We start from the raw sequence: 18,937 nt of genomic DNA, 5'->3' as shown, positions 1-18,937 counted from the left end.
AACATGGGAGGGGTCTTATGGAACTTCGTGGAAAGCTCGCGCTGGTGACTGGCGGCAGCGACGGCATCGGGCGCGAGATCGCGCTGCAATTGCAGGCCGCGGGTGCGAATGTGATCGTGACCGGACGCTCGGCCGAGAAATTGCAGGCGATGGCCGCGCTGGGCTTCGGAACGATCGCGGGCGATCTGTCGACCTCGGCGGGCATCGATGCCGTCGTGAGCGGTGTGGCGGGCAAGCCGCTCGCGCTGCTCGTCAACAACGCCGGGGTCGGCAGCGAATATGATCTCGACAGGCCCGAAACGCTCGACAGCGCGGCGCACTGCATCCGCACCAACCTCGATGCCCCGATCGCGCTCTGTACGCGGCTGCTGCCGGTGCTGCGCGCGCAGCCCGAGGCGGCGATCGTCAACGTCACCTCGGGGCTCGCGATCGCGCCGCGCGCGGGCGGGTCGATCTATTGCGCGACCAAAGCGGGGTTGCGCAGCTATACGCAGGCGATCCGTCACCTGCTCAAGGATAGCAATGTCAAAGTGATCGAGGCGCTGCCGCCCGTCGTCGAAACGAACATGACCGCGGGCCGTGCGGGCAAAAAGATGCGCGCGCACGACTGCGCTGCCGAGATTGTGCGCGGCATCCGCACCGGCAAAAGCGAGGTCAACGCCGGGATGGTGAAGATATTGCAGCTCGTCCACAGCATCTCGCCCGCACTGGCGCGGCGGATCATGATCCGGTTCTGACCAGCCACCGCGCCAAAAGCCCGGACCAAGGAAGGACAAGTCAGCTTTGGGATGGGGAGCTGCCGTTGTCTTATTTCGTCATCCCGGTTTGGAACCGGTCGGTACATGATCGCATGATCCTTCCAAAGTTCAGGAAAGTTCAGCCCTATGCATCGCCCGTTTTGAATCTGGCGGCGTGCTGGACGCGCGCGGCACACCTCGCCATGGCTGCACCCGGCAAGCCGGGCAGCGACCGCTTTGATCCACCAAATGAAAGAGCCGGATGAAGGCTGGCACAGCCGGATAATGTAGGAAAGGCTTATTTGAAGGCAGCGCCTGCTTTGGGGTGGATTGCTGCCCGGCAGCTTTCCGCGTTACAAGATCGCCATGGGCTCCAAGCAATCGTTCATCCGCCGCGCGCGACAGCTCCGTCTGCTGCTGCTCGCTTGTGTAGGCATTTTCGTAGGCCTTGCCGTTCTGCGTCCGTCGGCATTGTTCGTATTTTGGATCTTCTTTCTACCAATCTGGATGACGCTGCTTTGGCGCCTTCGCTGTTGGAACTGCGGTGATCGCCTAATCAGGAACGGCGGCGTACATTTGGAGATGTGCAAAACGGGATTGCTGCGATGGGATATGTGCCGTCACAAAACATGTGGGGCCGAACTTCGCTAAACGTCCGCTTCCGGTCGAAACCCGCCACGAGGTCCAAAAGCAAAACGCCCGCGGAAATCCGCGGGCGCTCTGTTTTCGGCGATGGCGAAAGGCTCAGCCCTTGGCGACGCCCGCGATGGCCTGATCGACCAGTGCCTTATCGGCCTTGGCGTCATGCTTGTCGGCGATCAGTCTCGCCGCCGCGTCGGTCGCCGCCTTGGCGGCCGCAGTGCGAACTTCGGCGAGCGCGCCGGCTTCGGCTGCGGCGATGCGGTCTTCGGCCATCTGCTTGCGGCGCGCGATCAGCGCGGTCGCGTCGGCCTTTGCCTTGGCGACCAGCGCCTCGGCTTCGGCATCGGCGCGGGCGCGCATGTCGTCCGCTTCCTTGGCGGCGTCGGCGAGCTTCGCTTCATATTCGGCCTTCAGCGCTTCGGCGTCGAGCCGCAGCTGTTCGGCTTCCTTCAGCTGCTTCGAAATCTCGGCAATCTTGTTGTCGAGCATGCCCGCGACCATCGCCGGCACTTTCTTCCACAGCAGGATCGCGATGAAGATCGCCATCGCGATCGAGACCCAGACGGTCGCGTCGATGAAACCGAACGACGCCGGCTCGACATGCACTTCACCCGCGGCTTCGGACAGGATCGTCAGAACATTAGCCATGGAGCACCGCCTTCACCGCCGCCTTGGCATCCGCCGCAGCAATTTTCACGCCCGACAGCTTGGCGACGAGATCGCCCGCTGCTTCGGCCGCGACCGATTCAATTTCCGCCATCGCCGAGGTGCGCGCCGCGTTGACGTCGGCTTCGGCCGCCGCCAGCTTGCCGGCGAGTTCGGCGTCGACCTTTGCAAGACGCTTTTCGGCGTCTTTCGCGGCCTTGTCCTTGGCGTCGGCCACCGCCTTTTGCGCGGCGGCGCGGCTTGCGTCGCTCTGCTGGCGGTAGCTTTCTTCGAGATTGTCGGCGGCGGCGTGTGCGGCTTTCGCCGCGGCCAGATCGTCGGCCACCTTGCGGTCGCGCGCGTCCACCGTCGCCTCGATCTTCGGCAGCATGCCGCGGCCGATGACGAAAAAGACGAAGCCGAAGGTCAGCAGCACCCAGAAAATCTGTGATGCGGCGTACCAGCTTTCAGCGAATTGGCTGATTTGAGGCATGGATTTACTCGACCGACAAAAGAAAAGCAGTCGCGGGGCCCGCTTTTAGCGAGCCGGCCCCGCAGACGAAATCAGGCTGCCTTGAGGTACAGCAGGATCGCGATCAGGAACGACAGCAGGCCGAGAAGTTCGGCAGCCGCGAAGCCGATGAACAGGCGGCCCTGCTGGCCGTCGGCAGCAGCCGGGTTACGCAGCGCGCTTTCGAGGAAGCTACCGAAGACGTTGCCCACACCGATGGCGGCCATACCGGCACCGATAGCGGCCAGACCGGCGCCGATGAGCGAAGCAGCTTGAACGTCCATTTTATACTCCTTGGGAAAAACGTTGATTAACTAGTTGAAATATCAGTGCAGATTGACCGCGTCGTTCAGATAGAGCGACGTGAGCAGCGCGAACACATAAGCCTGGATACCCGCGACCAGCAGCTCGAGGCCGCTGATCCCGACCATCAAAGCCATGCTGGGGATGCCGACGCCCGCGCCGACGAGCGGCCCCGCGGCAATCCCGTCGATGACGAACGAGGCGAACACCTTCATCAGCACATGGCCCGCGGTCATCGCGACGAACAGTCGGAGAGCAAGGCTGAACGGGCGGACGAGGAACGACACCAGCTCGATCACGGGGATCAGCCACAGCAGCCACCAGGGCGTACCGTGCGGGACGAACAGCGAGAAGAAATGCAGGCCGTGGCGCCAGAAACCGACGATCAGAACGATCGAGAAGCTCAGGATCGCGAGGAAACCGGTGATCGTGAAATGGCTCGTCACGGTAAAGGGATGCACGCCGAACAGGCCGAGCGGCATCAAACCGATCACGTTCAACATCAGGATGAACATGAAGAGCGAGAAGACGTAAGGCGTATATTTGCGGCCTTCGGGGCCGATGTTGGCGTTCATCATGCCCGAAATGAAGCCGGTGAAGCCTTCGACTGCGACCTGCCAGCGACCGGGGACGAGCTGGCGCTTCATCCCGCCGATCATGAAGACCCACAGCAAGAGGCCGGCGATGACCATCCACATTGCGCTGGTGGTAAAGGCAACCTCATGATTGCCGACATGGAACATGTCGAACATCTTCTGCACCTCGAACTGGTGCATCGGGTCCACTTTGCCTTGATCCGCCACGCGATACCTCGCCTAAATCCCAGTAATTCAGCGTCAGTCCGGCTTTGAAGGCCGGATATTCGCTATTCGAAATATGCTTCTGAAGGCGACGACTATTCCAAGGAACAGCACCACCAACAGGCCCCAGGGTGCGGTGCCGGCAAAATGATCGATCGTCCAACCGACCAAGGCGCCGCCACCGATACCGCCCAGCAGTTCGGCCAGAACGCGGTTACCGAGCTTGTAATTCGCATCGGTCTCCGGTCCGGCGTTCACTGCGGTCCTTCTTGCTTCTGCGGCTTCGGCCCGGTCCAATCGCTCTTCGAGCGAGACCAGGCGCGAATCCTCCGAAGCTGGTTCCGGATCGCTGCCATTCCCCGTCATTTGCGCCATCCTCCTGAAACAGAGCCGATATCCATCGATTCCGCCTGCGAAAAAAGGCCCGAAAATTCGGGGGACCCCTAAGGCGCGGTCCGTTTAGGAACGACACCCGATTAAGTCAATGCTTGTGCGCAGGTGCACAAAAATGTCGCCGCCGAGGCGCACAAAAATGCCGCCGCGTTTAGGGGCGCGGCGGCATGTGCGGCCCGCGGGCCGCCTTGCGAAACGATTGCTTTACGGGCAGCGCGCGTCGCGCTCGGGCGGGCTGCCGTCGCGGGTTTTCCAGGCGCCGCTGGGCGTCTGATATTTCTCGCCGGGCTTGGTCTGCGCGATCAGGTTACAACCGCTGGTAAAGGCGAACTGCTCGACCGTACTGCCGGTCGACTGCGCGCTCGCGGTATAGGCCGCCTTGCGCTTGATATTGAGATCCTGCACCAGCGCGCGGATCGCCGGGGTCGGCGTCGTGGCGAACCCCAGATAGCCATCGGGCTGCTCGCCGATCTGGCCCGCCGCGCGCGCGGCGGCATAGGCGGGATCGCGCTGCGCCATCGCCGACGGCACCGCGAATGCAACCGCGGCCGTCGCCGCAATCGCAGCAAGCGCCAGTCCGGTCGGTTTCCACATCTTCTTGGTCATCTTGTCATTCCCCATCAGAATATCTCGCTATTCTGCTCGATGAGCTTTTTGGCATCGCCATCCAGCCTGTACACCACTTCCTGACGGATGTTGATGTTCAGGTTGATCTCGATCGGCTTGTCAGGCGTGTCGATCTGCACACAACCCGCAAGGGCCGACATGCCGATCACCACCGCAACGCACCGACCGTCTATGGTCAGCCTCCTTGCTCCAGTCTTGGGTCTATTCATCGCATGGGCTCGCTTTCTGGAGGCTGAACAGGGACGATCTTTGCTTTTGCGGCGTCTTCCTGCGCGCGGATCAACGCGGGCAGATTCTGTTCGATCAACAGCGACGGATCGTAAAACCCTTTCGCCGAGGTCAACAACTGGCGAAACGGCGCCCGGATCTTCACGTTGAAGATCAGCGGCAGTTTCGCGACCTGGTTGGTCAGGAAGTTGCGCGTCGCGCCTTCCCCCTGTCCCACGCCGCCAAAGCGGATGTCGGTCACCATCTCGCCGTCGAGGTCCCCGTTCAATATGATCGTGAGGTCGTCATATTTGAGGCTGCGCAGCGCACCAAAGGCAAAATTGGCGATGACACCCAGATTGCGGTTCGACAATTCGCCGACATAGGCGAGCGTACCGCCGCCGGCGCGCGAATCGATGCGGCCATTGACGATCCGCCCGCCAAGCCCGTCGAACTCGACCGGCAATGTCCCGTCGAACACGCCCGTCGCGTTGATATTTTCGAAGCCGAAGCTTTGCAGGAACACCGCAGCGTCGACTCCGACGATATCGAACGACAGCCGCCGCGCATTGGCCGCGCTAAAATCGAGGGTGGTCGGATGGAGCCGCAATTGCCCGCCTGCAAAAGGCCAGCTTCCGCCCTCGACCCGCACGCGATTGTCGCCGAGCAATCGATATTCGATTTCGCCGTCGACCACCGGAATGCCCGGGTTGATTTCCTTGATCTTCGCGATCTGGCCCGGCGCAGATTTCAGGCCGATCAGGTCGTCGAAGCTGAGCGTAGTGGTTAGCCCCGTCACCGGGCCGAACGCCGCGGCGAGGCTGGCGTCGGAGGTCGCAAAGGTGCCGCGGCTCGTGACGCCTTCGGCGGTCCATTCGATGCGCCCGTTCCCGACCACCGAACCCTGGACATTGGCGACGACGCCGAGCGCAAGGCTGGTCAGCTGGTCGGGCTGGAGCGCCTCGTTGAACCGCAGCTCCGTGACGACAAGATCCGCCGAACCGCTGCTGTCGGCCAGCCGGTGGCGGATCAGCGCGTCGAGGATTTTCGTCCCCGTCTTCTGCTCGTTGAAACCCGCCTTCGCTTCGATCGTCCCGTTCGCGAACCGCAGGTTTGCATCGCTGCTGACGAGCGGGAAGAAGCGCGGATCGGGCGCCGCATCGGTGAGCAACAGTCCGCCGTCAAGCGACAGCGCGCCATCTACGAAACGCCATTGCCCCGCGATTTCGCTCATGTTCAGCGGCACCGCACCGATCTTGCCGCTCGCGCCGCGCAGGTCGCCCACCATTCCCTGCGCCGCCCTGCGCCCGGTCAGGCTTTCGGCGGCGAGGCGCGTTACGCTTTCCCCCTCGCCCAGCCGGATATCGGCGCGCGCCAGCGACCAGCGCATCGCGGACAGGTCGATGTTCGCCGGGCCGCTCTTCAGGCTGAACGGCGAACTGCCGCTCGCCCCGCGCAGCACAATGCCGGGAATGCGGATATCGCCGCGCAGCCCGTCGGGACCAGCGCTGAGCAGCGGCGCGCCGGGCCGGCTGCACAGGTCGATCATGCTGCGCCCGAGCCGAAAGCCGCTCACCTCGATCCGGTCGGCCGCGACGCGGCTGCACCCGCCGTCGAACGCGAGCGCGCCCGTCGGAGCAAGGAAGCCGTTCAGCGGCACCGTCAACCGCTCGACGCGCCCGCCCGCAAGCGGCCCCGACAGCGTCGCGGCGGTTGCAAAGCGCAGTAGCCCGCCAGCGCCGCCCGAAAAACGCACCGGCGCCAGCGCCAGCCGCGCGCCTTCGGCGCTATAAGGATCGAGGCTGGCGAGCCCCGTCACCCGCCCCTCGGCGCTGCGATCGATGTGCAGTGTTCCCGAGGGCAGATCGCCCCCCGCGATGCTCCAGCGCCCCGTCGCGATCACCGCGGGCTCGTCGGCACCATAAAGATAGCCTACGCGGCTGTCGGCGCTGCCGATAAAACGAGCGCCGCTCACGCTCGTCAATTCGGGCGCGATCAGGTCGATACGCGCCGTCGGCCCTTCCCCCGCGAGCGCAAAGCCCGCGCTGCCGCTCGCGTCGGCCAGCACCCGGCTCAACGCGCCGACCGCCTTTGCCGCGAGCGGCCCCACCGGCGTCCCCGCCAGCCCGCGCGCGCTTTCGACGAACGAACGGCGCAAACCCGCGCTGCCGCTGGCGCGGGCAAAGCGAATCCGCCCATCGAACTTCGGCGCCGCGCTGCCGATACTGCCCTTGGCTTCGAGGTTCACCGTCTCGGCCGCGAAATCGGCGCCGCGAAGACGCGCCATGTTGGCATCGATGTCGAGCTTGGTCAGCACCGCGGTCCCGTTGAAGCGGGCGATCACACCCATCCGGTCGGCCGCGACGGAGCCCGCGACCAGCCGCGCGATGCTCGCGTCGGCCTTGCCCTTCCAGCTTTGCAAATCCTCCGACAGCGAGAGATCGAGCCCGACTTGCGGCGAAGCCGCACGGACACTGCCGTCTGCGCAGCGCAACGATCCACCACGCAAGGGGCCAACAAGCTGCGGCCGGACATCGCGGACGAAAACCGTGCCGTAGAAGCTGATATCGGCGCCGCTGCACCCCGCCGCCGCGATGCGCGGCGCGACCAGCGCGAGCTTGCCGGCGAAGTCGCGGCGCAGATTGCCGCCGCCGTGCAGCGCCGCACCGATATTACCCCACGGCGTTTCGACGCGCGCCCGCGCATCACGCAGCGCGACCGACAGGTCGGGCAAGGCGAACGGATCCTTGCTCGTCGGGTCGCGGAACTTGTCGAGCGAACCGAATGACAGGCGGCCATCGACGAAGCGGCCATAGAGCCGAACGCCCTCAGCGTTGATCCCAGAAACATAGGGGCCGCGCCAGCCATAGCCGAGCAGGACTTCGACGCGTTTCGCGGTCAGATCGGGGCGCTTTGGATCGCCGATGACGATGTCGGACAGTTGCTCGCTGCGAAAGCCGATCCGGTCGATCGTATAACGCGCAGGAACATTGCGGCTTTCGAGCTGGTCGCGAATGAATTCATCGGCGATCGGCTCGCGCGCGATCCAGACGCCGGCTAACAGAATGATCACTGCGCCCGCAGTCATCCAGCGCTTCTTGAAGAGCAGCTTCCGATATTTCCACCGCGGCTTCGTTCCGTCTGCCGCGTCAGTCATGGAATATGGCCAATGACGTCATGGCGGCAAAATCTCGTCCCTCGCCCGGAGCCCCGTTCAGGGCACAAACGCCGGAAATCCCGTTTCGATGCAGGAAATTGATCCGGTTCGCCATCTTCCTTTCCCTATGACCGTTGAGTGCGCCTCACAAGGCGGTTATTGCCGCCTGCATGGGGGATACACCGGATCATGTCGGTCACCGTTCACGGCTGCGCGCACGCCTGCTCGACGATGCAGAGGGTCTCGCCGATTACGAGCTGATCGAATATCTGCTCACGCTCGCAATCCCGCGCCGCGACACCAAGCCGCTCGCGAAAGCGTTGCTCCGCGAATTCGGTTCGCTGGCGCAGCTTGTTAGCGCCGATCCCGAATCGCTGCGCCGGGTCGACGGGCTGGGCGATACCGGCATTGCCGCGATGAAGATCGTCCAGGCCGCGAGCCTGCGCCTGCTCAAGGGCGAATTTCGCGACAAGCCGCTCCTCTCGAGCTGGGACGCGCTGCTCGACTGGCTGCGCGCCGATATGGGGCCGATCGACGTCGAACGCGTTCGCGTTCTCTATCTCAATTCGCGCAACATGCTGATCCGCGACGAACTCGCGAGCGAAGGATCGATCGACCAGTCGGCGATCTATGTCCGCGAGGTCATCAAGCGCGCACTCGAACTCGGCGCTTCGGCGATCATTCTTGTCCACAACCACCCGAGCGGCAGCCCCGAACCAAGCCGGCAAGATATCGCGATCACCAAGGATATCGCAGGCGCCGCCGCGAAACTCGGAATCGCACTCCACGATCACATCATTATCGGCGGGTCCGATTATCGCAGCTTTCGCGCGATGGGGCTGCTCTAGCCCGTCATTTGACTTCCACAGCCAGCGGCCACATCATCATGGCCGTGCAGATTCGGCGCAGCCTTCTCCATTTCCGCCATCATGGGGGACAGCTTCTCGCGGGCATTTAGCCCCGGGTTCCGGCGCGCTCGCCCCGAACCCGGGGCACCTTCCGTCCCACATTGCCGCGCGTGGCCTGCCGCCGCGCGCCAGCCGGAAAGTCCGCGCCATGACCAAGACAAAAAGCGAGGCCGCGATGCCCCATATCCGCATGATCGACAGCGAGGCCGACGCGCTGACCGAACTGACGCTCCAGCAGCAGCGCGATTCGGTTCGCTTCTATGAATTATTGCTCGACGAGATCGATCGCGCCGCGATCTGCGAACGCACCGATATCCCGTCCGACGTCGTCACCATGGGCTCCAGCGTCACTTTCTTCGATGAAAAGAGCGGCGCCGAACGGACCGTACGCCTCGTATATCCCGCCGAAGCCGACATATCGGCCGGGCGGATGTCGATCCTCACCCCAATCGGGGCCGGCCTGATCGGCCTCAGCGTCGGCCAGTCGATCAACTGGCCCGATCGCGGCGGCATCGAACATCGGTTGACGATCGTCGCGGTCGAACAACCCGTTTAGCTTGGTTCAAACAGCGATGCAGCCGCCGGATCGCTCCGACGGCTGCACCACCCCGCGGGACGCCGTTTAGGCGCCGCGCGACAGGAAACCGGTCAATTCGGTCTTGTTCACCGCGCCCGACTTGTCACCATCAGCCGATGCGAATGCCTGGCCAATCCAGGTCTTCACTTCGGCCGATTCGACGTCGGCGCTCGGATCGGTCGCTGCGCGCAGCTTCTTCATCCACGCGCCGAACTCGGCTTCGTTCAGGTCGCCATTCTTGTCGCCGTCATAGGTCGGGAATTCCTGCTCGACGATCTGCGCGATCTGGGCTGGCGTTGCCGCGCCGCCCGAAGGCGCGGCCTGGCTCGAAGCCGGCGGGGTCGACGCATCGGGCGCCGGCGTCGGTTCAGCCGGGGGCGTCGTTGCGTCGGGAGCCGGGGCCGGGGCCGGTTCGCTGGCGGTCGGCGGCGCGGCCGGATCCGAAGCCGGAGGGGTGGTCTGCGCAAGAGCCGGGAAGCTCACGGCAGCGGCGCCGATCAAAAGCATCTGTTTCAACATGATCTATCTCCTGTGCGCGGGGTTATTCGGGTTCCGATTCGGGTTTTTCGTCGGAATCCGGGGCGGGCTGGTCAGCCGGAGGGGTCGGTTCAGCCGCTGGGGGCGTATCGCTCGGGGTCGCGTCCTCGGTGGGCGCCGTTTCATCCGTCGGCTTCTTCTGGTCCGTCGGCTTGCTGTTGGGCGCAGGGGCCGTGGTATCGGTCGGCGCCGGCTGCGACTGCGTCGTGGGGGCCGGCTCTTCGGCCGGGGCAGTCGTCTGGGCCAGAGCGGGGAAGCTGACTGCCGCCGCGCCGATCAAAAGCACTTGTTTCAACACATTTATTCTCCTGTAACGGCGACTTCGATGGCCGTGCGACCCGTCGCCTTTCCGATGGGGCATGGGGGCAACCCATCGTGTTTCGGCAAAGTTGCGTGCCCTCGGCATTTGGCGAAACGCCCCGTCCCTGCTACGGGGCGCCCCATCGTGGTTCCGCGTGGATTCCACGACAAAGCGTCGGAAAAGGAAGGAAATTCAATGGTTCCGCGTTACGCACGGCCGGAAATGACCGCGATCTGGTCGGCCGAGAATCGGTTTCGCATCTGGTTCGAGATCGAAGCGCACGCGACCGACGCCCTCGCCGAACTCGGCACCGTTCCGAAATCGGCCGCCAAGGCGCTCTGGGACTGGTGGGCAACGAACCCGACAATCGACGTCGCCGCGATCGACGCGATCGAGGCCGTTACCAAGCATGACGTCATCGCCTTCCTGACCTGGGTGGCCGAGAATGTCGGCGACGAAGCGCGCTTCATGCACCAGGGCATGACCAGCTCGGACGTGCTCGACACCTGCCTCGCGGTCCAACTCAGCCAGGCCGCCGACATATTGCTCGCCGACCTCGACGCGCTGCTCGAAGCGATCAAGCGCCGCGCCTACGAGCATAAGATGACCCCGACGATCGGCCGCAGCCACGGCATTCACGCCGAACCCGTCACCTTCGGGCTGAAGCTCGCCGAAGCCTATGCCGAATTCTCGCGCTGCAAGCTGCGCCTCCAGGCCGCGCGCGCCGAGATTGCGACCTGCGCCATCTCCGGCGCCGTCGGCACCTTCGCGAACATCGACCCGCGCGTCGAAGCGCATGTCGCCGCCAAGCTCGGCCTCGCCGTCGAGCCCGTCTCGACGCAGGTCATCCCGCGCGACCGCCACGCGATGTTCTTTGCGGTGCTCGGCGTCGTCGCCTCGTCGATCGAACGGCTATCGGTCGAGGTCCGCCACCTCCAGCGCACCGAAGTGCTCGAGGCCGAGGAATATTTCTCGCCCGGCCAGAAGGGCTCATCGGCGATGCCGCACAAGCGCAATCCGGTGCTCACCGAAAATCTCACCGGCCTCGCGCGCATGGTGCGCAGCGCCGCGATCCCTGCAATGGAAAATGTCGCGCTGTGGCACGAGCGCGATATCAGCCATTCGTCGGTCGAACGCTTCATCGGCCCCGATGCGACGATCACGCTCGACTTCGCGCTCGCACGCCTGACCGGCGTCGTCGACAAGCTGCTGGTCTACCCCGCGCGGATGCAGAAGAATCTCGACCGCATGGGCGGGCTCGTCCATTCGCAGCGCGTGCTGCTCGCGCTGACGCAGGCGGGCGCCAGCCGCGAGGAAAGCTATGTGCTCGTCCAGCGCAACGCGATGAAGGTGTGGGAATCGGACGGCCAGCTGTCGCTGCTCGAACTGCTCAAGGCCGACGCCGACGTCGCCGCGAAGCTGTCGGCCGACGAGCTGACCGCGCTGTTCGACCTCGGCTATCATATGAAGCATGTCGACACGATCTTCGACCGGGTGTTCGGGGCGGCATAGCCCCGGACTGGAATCGCGCGGCAATCTGTCATAGGGTCGGCGCCAGACCGACAGAGGAGCAAGACGAAGTGGGCATCCTGCGAACGATCATCTGGGTCTTGCTGACCGCCGTCCTCGTCATTTTCGCGATGGCGAACTGGATTCCGGTCACCGTCACGATCTGGCCGGGGCAGGTGCTCGATACCAAATTGCCCGTGTTGATCCTCACCGCCTTCCTGATCGGCAGCGTGCCGATGTGGATCGCGCTGCGCACGACACGCTGGTCGATGAAGCGCCGCCTCGACGCCAGCGAGCGGCAGGCGGCCGACCTACGCGCGCTCGCGAACCGTCCGGTCGAGGTCACGCCCACTCCGCCGGTCAACGACATCCCGCCCGCCCCATCCGACCTTTTCTCCACGGACAAGCCATGACGTCACCGCTTTATCTCGCCATCGACACCACGCACCTCGACGCGGCGCTGACGCTGGCCCAAAAGGTGCGGCGTCATGTCGGCGGGCTCAAGCTCGGTCTCGAATTCTTCTGCGCCAACGGGCATCATGGTGTGCATGAAATGGCGAAGCTCGGCCTGCCGATTTTTCTCGACCTCAAGCTCCACGACATTCCGAACACCGTCGCCAAGGCAATCCAGGCGCTGCGGACGCTCGAACCCGCGGTACTCACGGTCCACGCCGCGGGCGGCCGCGCGATGCTCGAAGAAGCAAAGGCGGCGGCGGGTCTGAATACAAAGGTCGTCGCGGTCACCGTGCTCACCAGCCTCGACGCGCCCGATCTGGAAGACATCGGCGTCGGCGGCAGCCCGCACGATCAGGTCGTGCGCCTGGCAGCGCTCGCCCGCGAATCCGGCCTCGACGGTATCGTCTGTTCGGGACAGGAAGTGAAAGCGGCGCGCAAGGCGTGGCCGGGCGGCTATTACGTCGTCCCCGGCGTCCGCCCCGCGAACGGCAAAATCGGCGACCAGAAACGCGTCGTCACCCCGGCGCAGGCGATGGCCGACGGCGCCTCGATCCTTGTCGTCGGCCGCCCGATCAGCCAGTCGGCGGACCCCGACCTCGCCGCACGCGAAATCGAGGCCACGCTTTAGAGTCATTTCCAATTCCCGTTCGTGTCGAGCGAAGTCAAGATACCCATCGGAGCAGCGGATGATCGAGGGGCATCTCGACTTCGCTCGATGCGAACGGCCAAACAGAGTTAGACCATGCCCCCACTCGTCAAAATCTGCGGCCTCAAGACAATTGAAGAGGTCGATGCCGCCATCCGTCACGGCGCGACGCACATCGGTCTCGTCCATTATGAACCAAGCTCGCGCCACCTCGACCTCAAGACCGCGGCCGAGCTGCGAAAACGTGCAGGCGCGGGCAACGTCAAGGTCGCATTGCTGCTGGTGAACGCTTCGCAGCAACTTACCGGCGACGCGCTTGGCATGGTGCGCCCCGACATCATCCAGTTCCACGGCACCGAAACGCCCGAATGGCTGGGTGTCGTGAAGCGGCTGACCCCCGCCGAAGTCTGGAAGGCCATCGGTCTGAAGGACGCCGACACGCTCGTGCGGATGCAGAAATATCACGGCGTCGCCGACCGCATCCTGTTCGACGCCCCCGCCGCCGCCATGCCCGGCGGGACGGGCACGCGCTTCGACTGGTCGCTGCTCAAAAACCATCGCCATAGCATCGACTGGGGCATCGCGGGCGGCCTCACCCCCGAAAATGTCGCCGAAGCGATCGCAGCAACCGGAGCGCCGCTGGTCGATGTCTCGTCGGGCGTCGAAAGCGCGCCCGGCGTCAAGGATGTGGACAAGATCGCGGCTTTCCTTAAAGCGGCGGGTCGATGACCGACTTACCCAACAGCCTCCGCACCGGGCCGGACGAACGCGGCCACTTTGGCCAGTTCGGCGGCCGCTATGTCGCCGAAACGCTGATGCCGCTGATCCTCGACCTCGAACGTCACTATCGCGCCGCGCAGGCCGACCCCGCGTTCAAGGCCAAGTTCGACTATCTGCTCAAGCATTATGTCGGTCGCCCGAGCCCGCTGTGGCTCGCCGAGCGGTTGACCGAACATCTCGGTGGCGCAAAGATTTATCTCAAGCGCGAGGATCTCAACCACACCGGCGCGCACAAGATCAACAATTGCATCGGCCAGATCCTGCTCGCCAAGCGCATGGGCAAGACCAAGATCATCGCCGAGACTGGCGCCGGCCAGCACGGCGTCGCGACCGCGACCGTCGCCGCGCTGTTCGGCCTGCCCTGCACGATCTTCATGGGCGCGGTCGACGTCGCGCGCCAACAGCCGAACGTGTTCCGCATGAAGCTGCTCGGCGCCGAAGTCGTCGCGGTCGAATCGGGCGCGAAGACGCTGAAGGACGCAATGAACGAGGCGCTGCGCCACTGGGTCGCGAACGTCCACGACACTTTCTACATCATCGGCACGGTGGCGGGCCCACATCCCTATCCCGAACTCGTCCGCGATTTTCAGTCGGTGATCGGCGACGAAGCCCGCGAACAGATATTGGAGGCTGAAGGCCGTCTCCCCGACATGCTGATCGCCCCCGTCGGCGGCGGCTCGAACGCGATCGGCCTGTTCCACCCCTTCCTCGACGATGCCGAGGTCGAGATCGTCGGCGTCGAAGCGGCGGGCGAAGGGCTCGACAAGAAACATGCTGCCAGCCTTGCGGGCGGCCGCCCGGGCATCCTCCACGGCAACAAGACCTATCTGCTCCAGGACGAGGACGGCCAGATCACTGAGGCGCACAGCATCTCGGCGGGGCTCGACTATCCGGGCATCGGGCCCGAGCATAGCTGGCTCCACGAAATCGGCCGCGTCCGCTACGAACCCGTCACCGACGACGAAGCGCTCGCAAGCTTCCAGAAGCTCACCAAGCTCGAAGGCATCATCCCCGCGCTCGAAAGCGCGCACGCGATCGCCGCCGCCGAACGCATCGCGCCGACGCTGGGCAAGGACAAGATCATCATCGTCAACTGCTCGGGCCGCGGCGACAAGGACATCTTCACAGTGGCCGAAGCTTTGGGAGTTACGTTGTGAAGCTCAATCATCGCCGCGCGATCATCGTCTTTTTGATCGCCGCTGCCGTTCAAGCACTTGGTTTTCCAGTGATCAGCAAGATTTTCGGTCTTGGCGACCGCTTTCAATCGCCGTCGTGGGTCGTCGTCGTCCTGGTGTCGCTGCTGTTCGTATTCATCGACCAGGCCGCTTTTCGAAAGACGTCGGTTTGACCCGCTTCGCCGCCACCTTCGCAAAACCCCGCCCCGCGCTTGTCGCCTTCATCACCGCGGGCGACGGCGACACCGTCGCGAACCTTGACGCGCTCGTCGCAGGGGGTGCCGATGTGATCGAGCTTGGTATGCCCTTCACCGATCCGATGGCCGACGGCCCCGCGATCCAGGCCGCGAACCTGCGCAGCCTCGCCAAGGGCACGACGACCGCCGACATCTTCGCGATCGCCACTGCCTTCCGCGCGCGCCACCCCGACACCCCGCTCGTCCTGATGGGCTATGCCAACCCGATGACGATCCGCGGCGGCGACTGGTTTGCCGCCGAGTGCGCCAAGGCCGGCGTCGACGGCGTCATCTGCGTCGACATCCCCGCCGAGGAAGATCCCGAACTTGGCCCCGCGCTTCGCGCTGCGGGCGTCGACTTGATCCGCCTCGCCACCCCGACCACCGACACAGCACGCCTGCCCGCGGTGCTCAGCGGCGCGGGCGGCTTCCTCTATTATGTCTCGGTCGCCGGCATCACCGGACTCCAGCAGGCGGCGCAAACCAGCATCGACGAAGCCGTCGCGCGTCTGAAAGCTGCCACCGACCTGCCCATCGCGGTCGGCTTTGGCGTCCGCACCCCCGATCAGGCCGCGCAAATCGCGAAAGTCGCCGATGGCGTCGTCGTGGGCTCGGCCTTCATCGACATCATCGCGCAGCACGGCGACGCCGCTGCGCCGCACGTCCAAAGCTTCACCCGTTCGCTCGCCGATGCTATTCACGGCGCAAAGGAGATCGCCGCATGAGCTGGCTCGACCGCGTTCGCAACGCCCTGCCCTTCGGGGCGAAACGCGATACCGCCGATAACCTCTGGCACAAATGCCGCCAGTGCCAGCAGATGGTGTTCGTCAAGGAATGGGAAGACAATCTCAACGTCTGCCCGCGCTGCGACCATCACGACCGCATCGGCGCGACCGAGCGTTTTGCGCAGCTGTTCGACGGCGGCCTCCACGAACTGATCAGCGCGCCCGCAGCGCCGGAAGATCCGCTGAAGTTCCGCGACACCAAGAAATATGTCGACCGCATCAAGGCCGCGCGCGCCCAAACCGGCGACCGCGACGCCTATCAAAATGCGTTCGGCCGCATCTCGGGCCAGGGCGTCGTGATCGGCGTCCAGGATTTCGCCTTCATGGGCGGGTCGATGGGCGTCGCCGTCGGCGAGGCTTTCGTCGCGGGCGTCGAGGATGCGATCCGGCGCGGTGTCCCCTATATCGCGATCACCGCCGCGGGCGGCGCGCGCATGCAGGAAGGCACGCTGTCGTTGATGCAGATGCCGCGCGCCACCGTCGCGCTCGCCCGCCTGCGCCGCGCCGGCCTGCCCTATATCGTGCTGCTCACCGACCCGACGACGGGCGGCGTCACCGCCAGCTATGCGATGCTCGGCGACATCCAGATCAGCGAGCCCAAGGCGCTGATCGGCTTCGCGGGCCAGCGCGTGATCGAAAATACGATCCGCGAGAAATTGCCCGAAGGCTTCCAGCGCGCCGAATATCTGCTCGATCACGGGATGATCGACATGGTCGTGCATCGCAAGGAGCTGCCCGAAACATTGGGGCGGTTGATCGGCTATCTGGCGCCCGAGAAGGCGGCTTAGGTCGCTCCGGGCCAAACGTCGCTAACTTCGTCTCCCCGGACTTGATCCGGGGTCCATCGGGCGGTGCGGCAGATGGATGCCGGATCAAGTCCGGCATGACGAAGGCGACGAAGGTCTGACAATTTCACGATCAAGGCTCGACGATGCCCGACCACGCCCACTCCTCGGACCCAGCGGTCCAAACCCAGCTCGCCCGCCTCGCCGCGCTGTCGCCGGGCCGCGATATCCTCGGCCTCGAACGCATCGACGAACTTTGCGCGCGCCTCGGCAACCCGCAAAACCAGCTCCCCCGCACTTTTCATGTCGCGGGCACGAACGGCAAGGGATCGACCTGCGCCTACCTCCGCGCGATCCTCGAAGCACAAAGCCGCCGCGTCCACGCCTACACCAGCCCGCACCTCGCCCGCTTCAACGAACGCATCCGCATCGCCGGAACGCTGATCGACGATACGCTGCTCGCCGCGCTGCTCGAAGAGGTGCTCGACGAGGCTGCCGACCTGCAAGCAAGCTTCTTCGAGGTTACCACCGCCGCCGCCTTCCTCGCCTTCGCGCGCATCCCTGCCGACGATTGCATCATCGAGGTCGGCCTCGGCGGACGGCTCGACGCGACCAATATCATTCCGCCACCGGCGGTGTGCGGCATCGCCTCGCTCGGCATCGACCATGAGGCCTTCCTGCTCGAACCCGAAGCCGGGACGCCGCCCGAACCCGCCGCACGCATCGCTTGGGAAAAAGCGGGGATCGTCAAACCCGATACGCCCGTGGCGACTTTCGCCTATCCGCCCCTCGTGCAGGGCACCATCGCCGCCAAGGTCGCCTCCGTCGGCGCCACGCTCTTTCCCGAAGGCGACGGCTGGACCGTGGAAGCCGACGGCGACAGTTTTCGCTGGAGGTCGAAACTTGGCTCGATCGACCAGCCGCTGCGCCCGCGCATGGCGGGGGCGCACCAGATGCGCAACGCGGGCCTCGCCATCGCCATGCTTCGCCTCGCCCCCGATCCGCAACCGACCGACGCCGACATCGCCCGCGGTGTCGCCGACACCAGCTGGCCGGGGCGCATGCAGTTGCTCGGCTCCGGCCCGCTCAGCGCGCTGATGCCCGAGGGCCATGATATCTGGGTCGACGGCGGCCACAATCTCGACGCGGCCAAACACGTCGCCGCTTTTCTCGGCGACACGCTGGCGCGGCGCGAGCCAATCGATCTTGTTCTCGGTATGCTGTCGAACAAGGATGCCAATGCGTTCCTCGCCATGCTCGCCCCGCACGTCCGGCGCGTGATGGCCGTTCCGATCCCGGGCCACGAACATCACAACCCTGCCGATCTCGCAAAGATCGCTCTCGGCGCCGGCATCGCCGCGGCGGCGCCCGTCGCGGATGTCAAAAGCGCGGTACGCGCGCTCGCCGCCGATAGTCCGGCACGGAATATCCTCATCGGCGGATCGCTTTACCTCGTCGGGCAGGCGCTCGACTTCAACGAGGAATGGCCGACCTAACCCAGCCCCGCCAGCGTTCGCTTCGCCCAGTCGTACATCTCGGCCTCGGCCTTCAGTGTCGCCGGCGGCATTCGTTTCATTCGCCGTTCGACGTCGTGCAACAACGCACGGGCGCCGGCCTTGTCGCCCTGCCCGATCAGGATCGCCGCCATCCGGCACCGCACCTCGTCACCCGGCACGCGCTCCACGATGACCCGATAGAGCGCCAGCGCGTCGCCCGGCCGTCCGTCGATCTCCGCAACCTTGCCGCGCAGAAAATCGCGGCGATCGCGTTCCGACTGCGACGTCGTTTCGGGCAACCGGTCAAGCGCCGCCAGCGCGTCTTTCGCCAGCCCCGCGCCATAGGCGGCCTCCGCGATCCGCATCCCGATCGCCTTGTCGACGTGCGGCGACTTGCGCTCGGCGGCGCGGAATTGTTCCAGTGCCTGCACATAGCGTTCGCGCGCCATCAGCGCGTCGCCATATTCCATCCGGTTCCCGACGGTGTCGCTGAAATCGACCGCGTTTTGCGCATCGCGCACCCGGCGTTCGGGATCGATCGTATCGGCAATCTTCACCCGCGCCTGCCGTACCCGCCGGTCGCCCGACAGGCCGGGCATGATTTCGACGATAAAATAGGCGAGCACCCCGATCATCGGCAGAAAGGCGATCGCCATCACCCACGCTGTGTTGCGGCCGTGCCGGAAGACATGGACGAGGCAGGCGACCTGCAACGCGATGGTCA

The 18,937-nt window shown here is 64.9% G+C and carries 24 protein-coding genes; 13 read left to right on the top strand and 11 right to left on the bottom strand.

Features of this window, described 5'->3' with window-relative positions; genetic code table 11:
• The first annotated feature begins 17 nt into the window (after positions 1-17).
• Both VJ811_RS14720 and VJ811_RS14715 read left to right on the top strand, forming a co-directional pair.
• On the top strand, positions 18-737 hold the full coding sequence (locus VJ811_RS14720) for an SDR family oxidoreductase (RefSeq protein ID WP_324073660.1): 720 nt from the start codon (positions 18-20) through the stop codon (positions 735-737).
• 65 nt (positions 738-802) lie between these two features.
• The gene (locus tag VJ811_RS14715; protein WP_324073657.1) at positions 803-1,003 is read left to right on the top strand and encodes a hypothetical protein; all 201 of its coding nucleotides are present in this window, start codon (positions 803-805) and stop codon (positions 1,001-1,003) included.
• A 478-nt stretch (positions 1,004-1,481) separates the two neighbouring features.
• Here the strand turns inward: VJ811_RS14715 and VJ811_RS14710 are convergent, their stop codons facing one another.
• The 8 genes from VJ811_RS14710 to VJ811_RS14675 form a co-directional block, all read right to left on the bottom strand.
• The gene (locus VJ811_RS14710; protein WP_324073655.1) at positions 1,482-2,027 is read right to left on the bottom strand and encodes a F0F1 ATP synthase subunit B; all 546 of its coding nucleotides are present in this window, start codon (positions 2,025-2,027) and stop codon (positions 1,482-1,484) included.
• A complete protein-coding gene (locus VJ811_RS14705) occupies positions 2,020-2,517 on the bottom strand; it encodes an ATPase (RefSeq protein ID WP_324073652.1) in 498 nt (165 codons plus the stop codon). The genes VJ811_RS14710 and VJ811_RS14705 overlap by 8 nt, the downstream gene beginning before the upstream one ends.
• 71 nt (positions 2,518-2,588) lie before the next feature.
• Positions 2,589-2,819 carry a F0F1 ATP synthase subunit C gene (locus tag VJ811_RS14700; RefSeq protein WP_037515205.1) on the bottom strand — a complete coding sequence of 77 codons (231 nt, stop codon included), beginning with the start codon at positions 2,817-2,819 and terminating at the stop codon, positions 2,589-2,591.
• 42 nt (positions 2,820-2,861) lie between these two features.
• Entirely contained in the window at positions 2,862-3,614 is a 753-nt protein-coding gene (locus tag VJ811_RS14695; RefSeq protein ID WP_324073710.1) for a F0F1 ATP synthase subunit A, read from the bottom strand.
• 60 nt (positions 3,615-3,674) lie between these two features.
• Complete coding sequence (locus VJ811_RS14690; protein WP_324073639.1) at positions 3,675-4,004, bottom strand: AtpZ/AtpI family protein; 330 nt, start codon at positions 4,002-4,004, stop codon at positions 3,675-3,677.
• Positions 4,005-4,235: 231 nt separating this feature from the next.
• Positions 4,236-4,637 carry a YdbL family protein gene (locus VJ811_RS14685; protein WP_324073637.1) on the bottom strand — a complete coding sequence of 134 codons (402 nt, stop codon included), beginning with the start codon at positions 4,635-4,637 and terminating at the stop codon, positions 4,236-4,238.
• Between the two features lie 14 nt (positions 4,638-4,651).
• Positions 4,652-4,867, bottom strand: coding sequence for a YnbE family lipoprotein (locus tag VJ811_RS14680; RefSeq protein ID WP_324073635.1), 216 nt, complete (start codon positions 4,865-4,867; stop codon positions 4,652-4,654).
• Complete coding sequence (locus VJ811_RS14675) at positions 4,864-8,022, bottom strand: YdbH domain-containing protein (protein ID WP_324073633.1); 3,159 nt, start codon at positions 8,020-8,022, stop codon at positions 4,864-4,866. The genes VJ811_RS14680 and VJ811_RS14675 overlap by 4 nt, the downstream gene beginning before the upstream one ends.
• A 170-nt stretch (positions 8,023-8,192) precedes the next feature.
• Here VJ811_RS14675 and radC point away from each other — a divergent pair, with 170 nt between their 5' ends.
• Both radC and rnk read left to right on the top strand, forming a co-directional pair.
• A complete protein-coding gene (gene radC / locus VJ811_RS14670) occupies positions 8,193-8,870 on the top strand; it encodes a RadC family protein (RefSeq protein ID WP_324073632.1) in 678 nt (225 codons plus the stop codon).
• 208 nt (positions 8,871-9,078) lie between these two features.
• Complete coding sequence (gene rnk, locus VJ811_RS14665; protein WP_324073630.1) at positions 9,079-9,486, top strand: nucleoside diphosphate kinase regulator; 408 nt, start codon at positions 9,079-9,081, stop codon at positions 9,484-9,486.
• A gap of 66 nt (positions 9,487-9,552) precedes the next feature.
• Here rnk and VJ811_RS14660 read toward each other — a convergent pair whose 3' ends face one another.
• Both VJ811_RS14660 and VJ811_RS14655 read right to left on the bottom strand, forming a co-directional pair.
• Positions 9,553-10,026: a calcium-binding protein gene (locus VJ811_RS14660; protein WP_324073629.1), complete on the bottom strand. Its 474-nt coding sequence runs from the start codon at positions 10,024-10,026 to the stop codon at positions 9,553-9,555.
• Positions 10,027-10,048: 22 nt separating this feature from the next.
• Positions 10,049-10,342 (bottom strand): hypothetical protein, encoded by a 294-nt coding sequence (locus tag VJ811_RS14655; protein WP_324073627.1) that lies wholly within the window; start codon positions 10,340-10,342, stop codon positions 10,049-10,051.
• Between the two features lie 198 nt (positions 10,343-10,540).
• Between VJ811_RS14655 and purB the strand changes: the two genes are divergently transcribed.
• The 9 genes from purB (at position 10,541) to VJ811_RS14610 (ending at position 18,213) form a co-directional block, all read left to right on the top strand.
• The gene (gene purB / locus VJ811_RS14650) at positions 10,541-11,857 is read left to right on the top strand and encodes an adenylosuccinate lyase (RefSeq protein ID WP_324073624.1); all 1,317 of its coding nucleotides are present in this window, start codon (positions 10,541-10,543) and stop codon (positions 11,855-11,857) included.
• A gap of 68 nt (positions 11,858-11,925) precedes the next feature.
• Complete coding sequence (locus VJ811_RS14645) at positions 11,926-12,267, top strand: LapA family protein (RefSeq protein WP_324073623.1); 342 nt, start codon at positions 11,926-11,928, stop codon at positions 12,265-12,267.
• Positions 12,264-12,938, top strand: coding sequence for an orotidine-5'-phosphate decarboxylase (pyrF, locus tag VJ811_RS14640; RefSeq protein ID WP_324073621.1), 675 nt, complete (start codon positions 12,264-12,266; stop codon positions 12,936-12,938). Before VJ811_RS14645 ends, pyrF begins: the two co-directional genes overlap by 4 nt.
• A 114-nt stretch (positions 12,939-13,052) precedes the next feature.
• Complete coding sequence (locus VJ811_RS14635; RefSeq protein ID WP_324073619.1) at positions 13,053-13,685, top strand: phosphoribosylanthranilate isomerase; 633 nt, start codon at positions 13,053-13,055, stop codon at positions 13,683-13,685.
• Positions 13,682-14,893: a tryptophan synthase subunit beta gene (trpB, locus tag VJ811_RS14630; RefSeq protein WP_324073618.1), complete on the top strand. Its 1,212-nt coding sequence runs from the start codon at positions 13,682-13,684 to the stop codon at positions 14,891-14,893. The genes VJ811_RS14635 and trpB overlap by 4 nt, the downstream gene beginning before the upstream one ends.
• The gene (locus VJ811_RS14625) at positions 14,890-15,084 is read left to right on the top strand and encodes a hypothetical protein (protein WP_324073616.1); all 195 of its coding nucleotides are present in this window, start codon (positions 14,890-14,892) and stop codon (positions 15,082-15,084) included. The genes trpB and VJ811_RS14625 overlap by 4 nt, the downstream gene beginning before the upstream one ends.
• Positions 15,081-15,872, top strand: coding sequence for a tryptophan synthase subunit alpha (trpA, locus tag VJ811_RS14620; RefSeq protein ID WP_324073615.1), 792 nt, complete (start codon positions 15,081-15,083; stop codon positions 15,870-15,872). Before VJ811_RS14625 ends, trpA begins: the two co-directional genes overlap by 4 nt.
• A complete protein-coding gene (gene accD, locus VJ811_RS14615; RefSeq protein ID WP_037515187.1) occupies positions 15,869-16,720 on the top strand; it encodes an acetyl-CoA carboxylase, carboxyltransferase subunit beta in 852 nt (283 codons plus the stop codon). Before trpA ends, accD begins: the two co-directional genes overlap by 4 nt.
• 143 nt (positions 16,721-16,863) lie before the next feature.
• Positions 16,864-18,213 carry a folylpolyglutamate synthase/dihydrofolate synthase family protein gene (locus VJ811_RS14610; RefSeq protein ID WP_324073612.1) on the top strand — a complete coding sequence of 450 codons (1,350 nt, stop codon included), beginning with the start codon at positions 16,864-16,866 and terminating at the stop codon, positions 18,211-18,213.
• Here the strand turns inward: VJ811_RS14610 and VJ811_RS14605 are convergent.
• Positions 18,210-18,937, bottom strand: a 728-nt coding sequence (locus VJ811_RS14605) for a tetratricopeptide repeat protein (protein ID WP_324073611.1), incomplete at its 5' end; no start/stop codon positions are given. The genes VJ811_RS14610 and VJ811_RS14605 overlap by 4 nt on opposite strands.

Origin of the sequence: Sphingopyxis sp. (assembly GCF_035250425.1) — a bacterium.
Lineage (GTDB): Bacteria > Pseudomonadota > Alphaproteobacteria > Sphingomonadales > Sphingomonadaceae > Sphingopyxis.
This window is presented reverse-complemented; position numbering and strand designations above follow the sequence as displayed.

Coding starts and splice junctions, on each gene's coding strand:
- VJ811_RS14720 (WP_324073660.1), top strand. CDS start 18: ATGGAACTTCGTGGAAAGCTCGCGCTGGTGACTGGCGGCAGCGACGGC.
- VJ811_RS14710 (WP_324073655.1), bottom strand. CDS start 2,027: ATGGCTAATGTTCTGACGATCCTGTCCGAAGCCGCGGGTGAAGTGCAT.
- VJ811_RS14705 (WP_324073652.1), bottom strand. CDS start 2,517: ATGCCTCAAATCAGCCAATTCGCTGAAAGCTGGTACGCCGCATCACAG.
- VJ811_RS14700 (WP_037515205.1), bottom strand. CDS start 2,819: ATGGACGTTCAAGCTGCTTCGCTCATCGGCGCCGGTCTGGCCGCTATC.
- VJ811_RS14695 (WP_324073710.1), bottom strand. CDS start 3,614: ATGCACCAGTTCGAGGTGCAGAAGATGTTCGACATGTTCCATGTCGGC.
- VJ811_RS14690 (WP_324073639.1), bottom strand. CDS start 4,004: ATGACGGGGAATGGCAGCGATCCGGAACCAGCTTCGGAGGATTCGCGC.
- VJ811_RS14685 (WP_324073637.1), bottom strand. CDS start 4,637: ATGACCAAGAAGATGTGGAAACCGACCGGACTGGCGCTTGCTGCGATT.
- VJ811_RS14680 (WP_324073635.1), bottom strand. CDS start 4,867: ATGAATAGACCCAAGACTGGAGCAAGGAGGCTGACCATAGACGGTCGG.
- VJ811_RS14675 (WP_324073633.1), bottom strand. CDS start 8,022: ATGACTGACGCGGCAGACGGAACGAAGCCGCGGTGGAAATATCGGAAG.
- radC (WP_324073632.1), top strand. CDS start 8,193: ATGGGGGATACACCGGATCATGTCGGTCACCGTTCACGGCTGCGCGCA.
- rnk (WP_324073630.1), top strand. CDS start 9,079: ATGACCAAGACAAAAAGCGAGGCCGCGATGCCCCATATCCGCATGATC.
- VJ811_RS14660 (WP_324073629.1), bottom strand. CDS start 10,026: ATGTTGAAACAGATGCTTTTGATCGGCGCCGCTGCCGTGAGCTTCCCG.
- purB (WP_324073624.1), top strand. CDS start 10,541: ATGGTTCCGCGTTACGCACGGCCGGAAATGACCGCGATCTGGTCGGCC.
- pyrF (WP_324073621.1), top strand. CDS start 12,264: ATGACGTCACCGCTTTATCTCGCCATCGACACCACGCACCTCGACGCG.
- VJ811_RS14635 (WP_324073619.1), top strand. CDS start 13,053: ATGCCCCCACTCGTCAAAATCTGCGGCCTCAAGACAATTGAAGAGGTC.
- trpB (WP_324073618.1), top strand. CDS start 13,682: ATGACCGACTTACCCAACAGCCTCCGCACCGGGCCGGACGAACGCGGC.
- accD (WP_037515187.1), top strand. CDS start 15,869: ATGAGCTGGCTCGACCGCGTTCGCAACGCCCTGCCCTTCGGGGCGAAA.
- VJ811_RS14610 (WP_324073612.1), top strand. CDS start 16,864: ATGCCCGACCACGCCCACTCCTCGGACCCAGCGGTCCAAACCCAGCTC.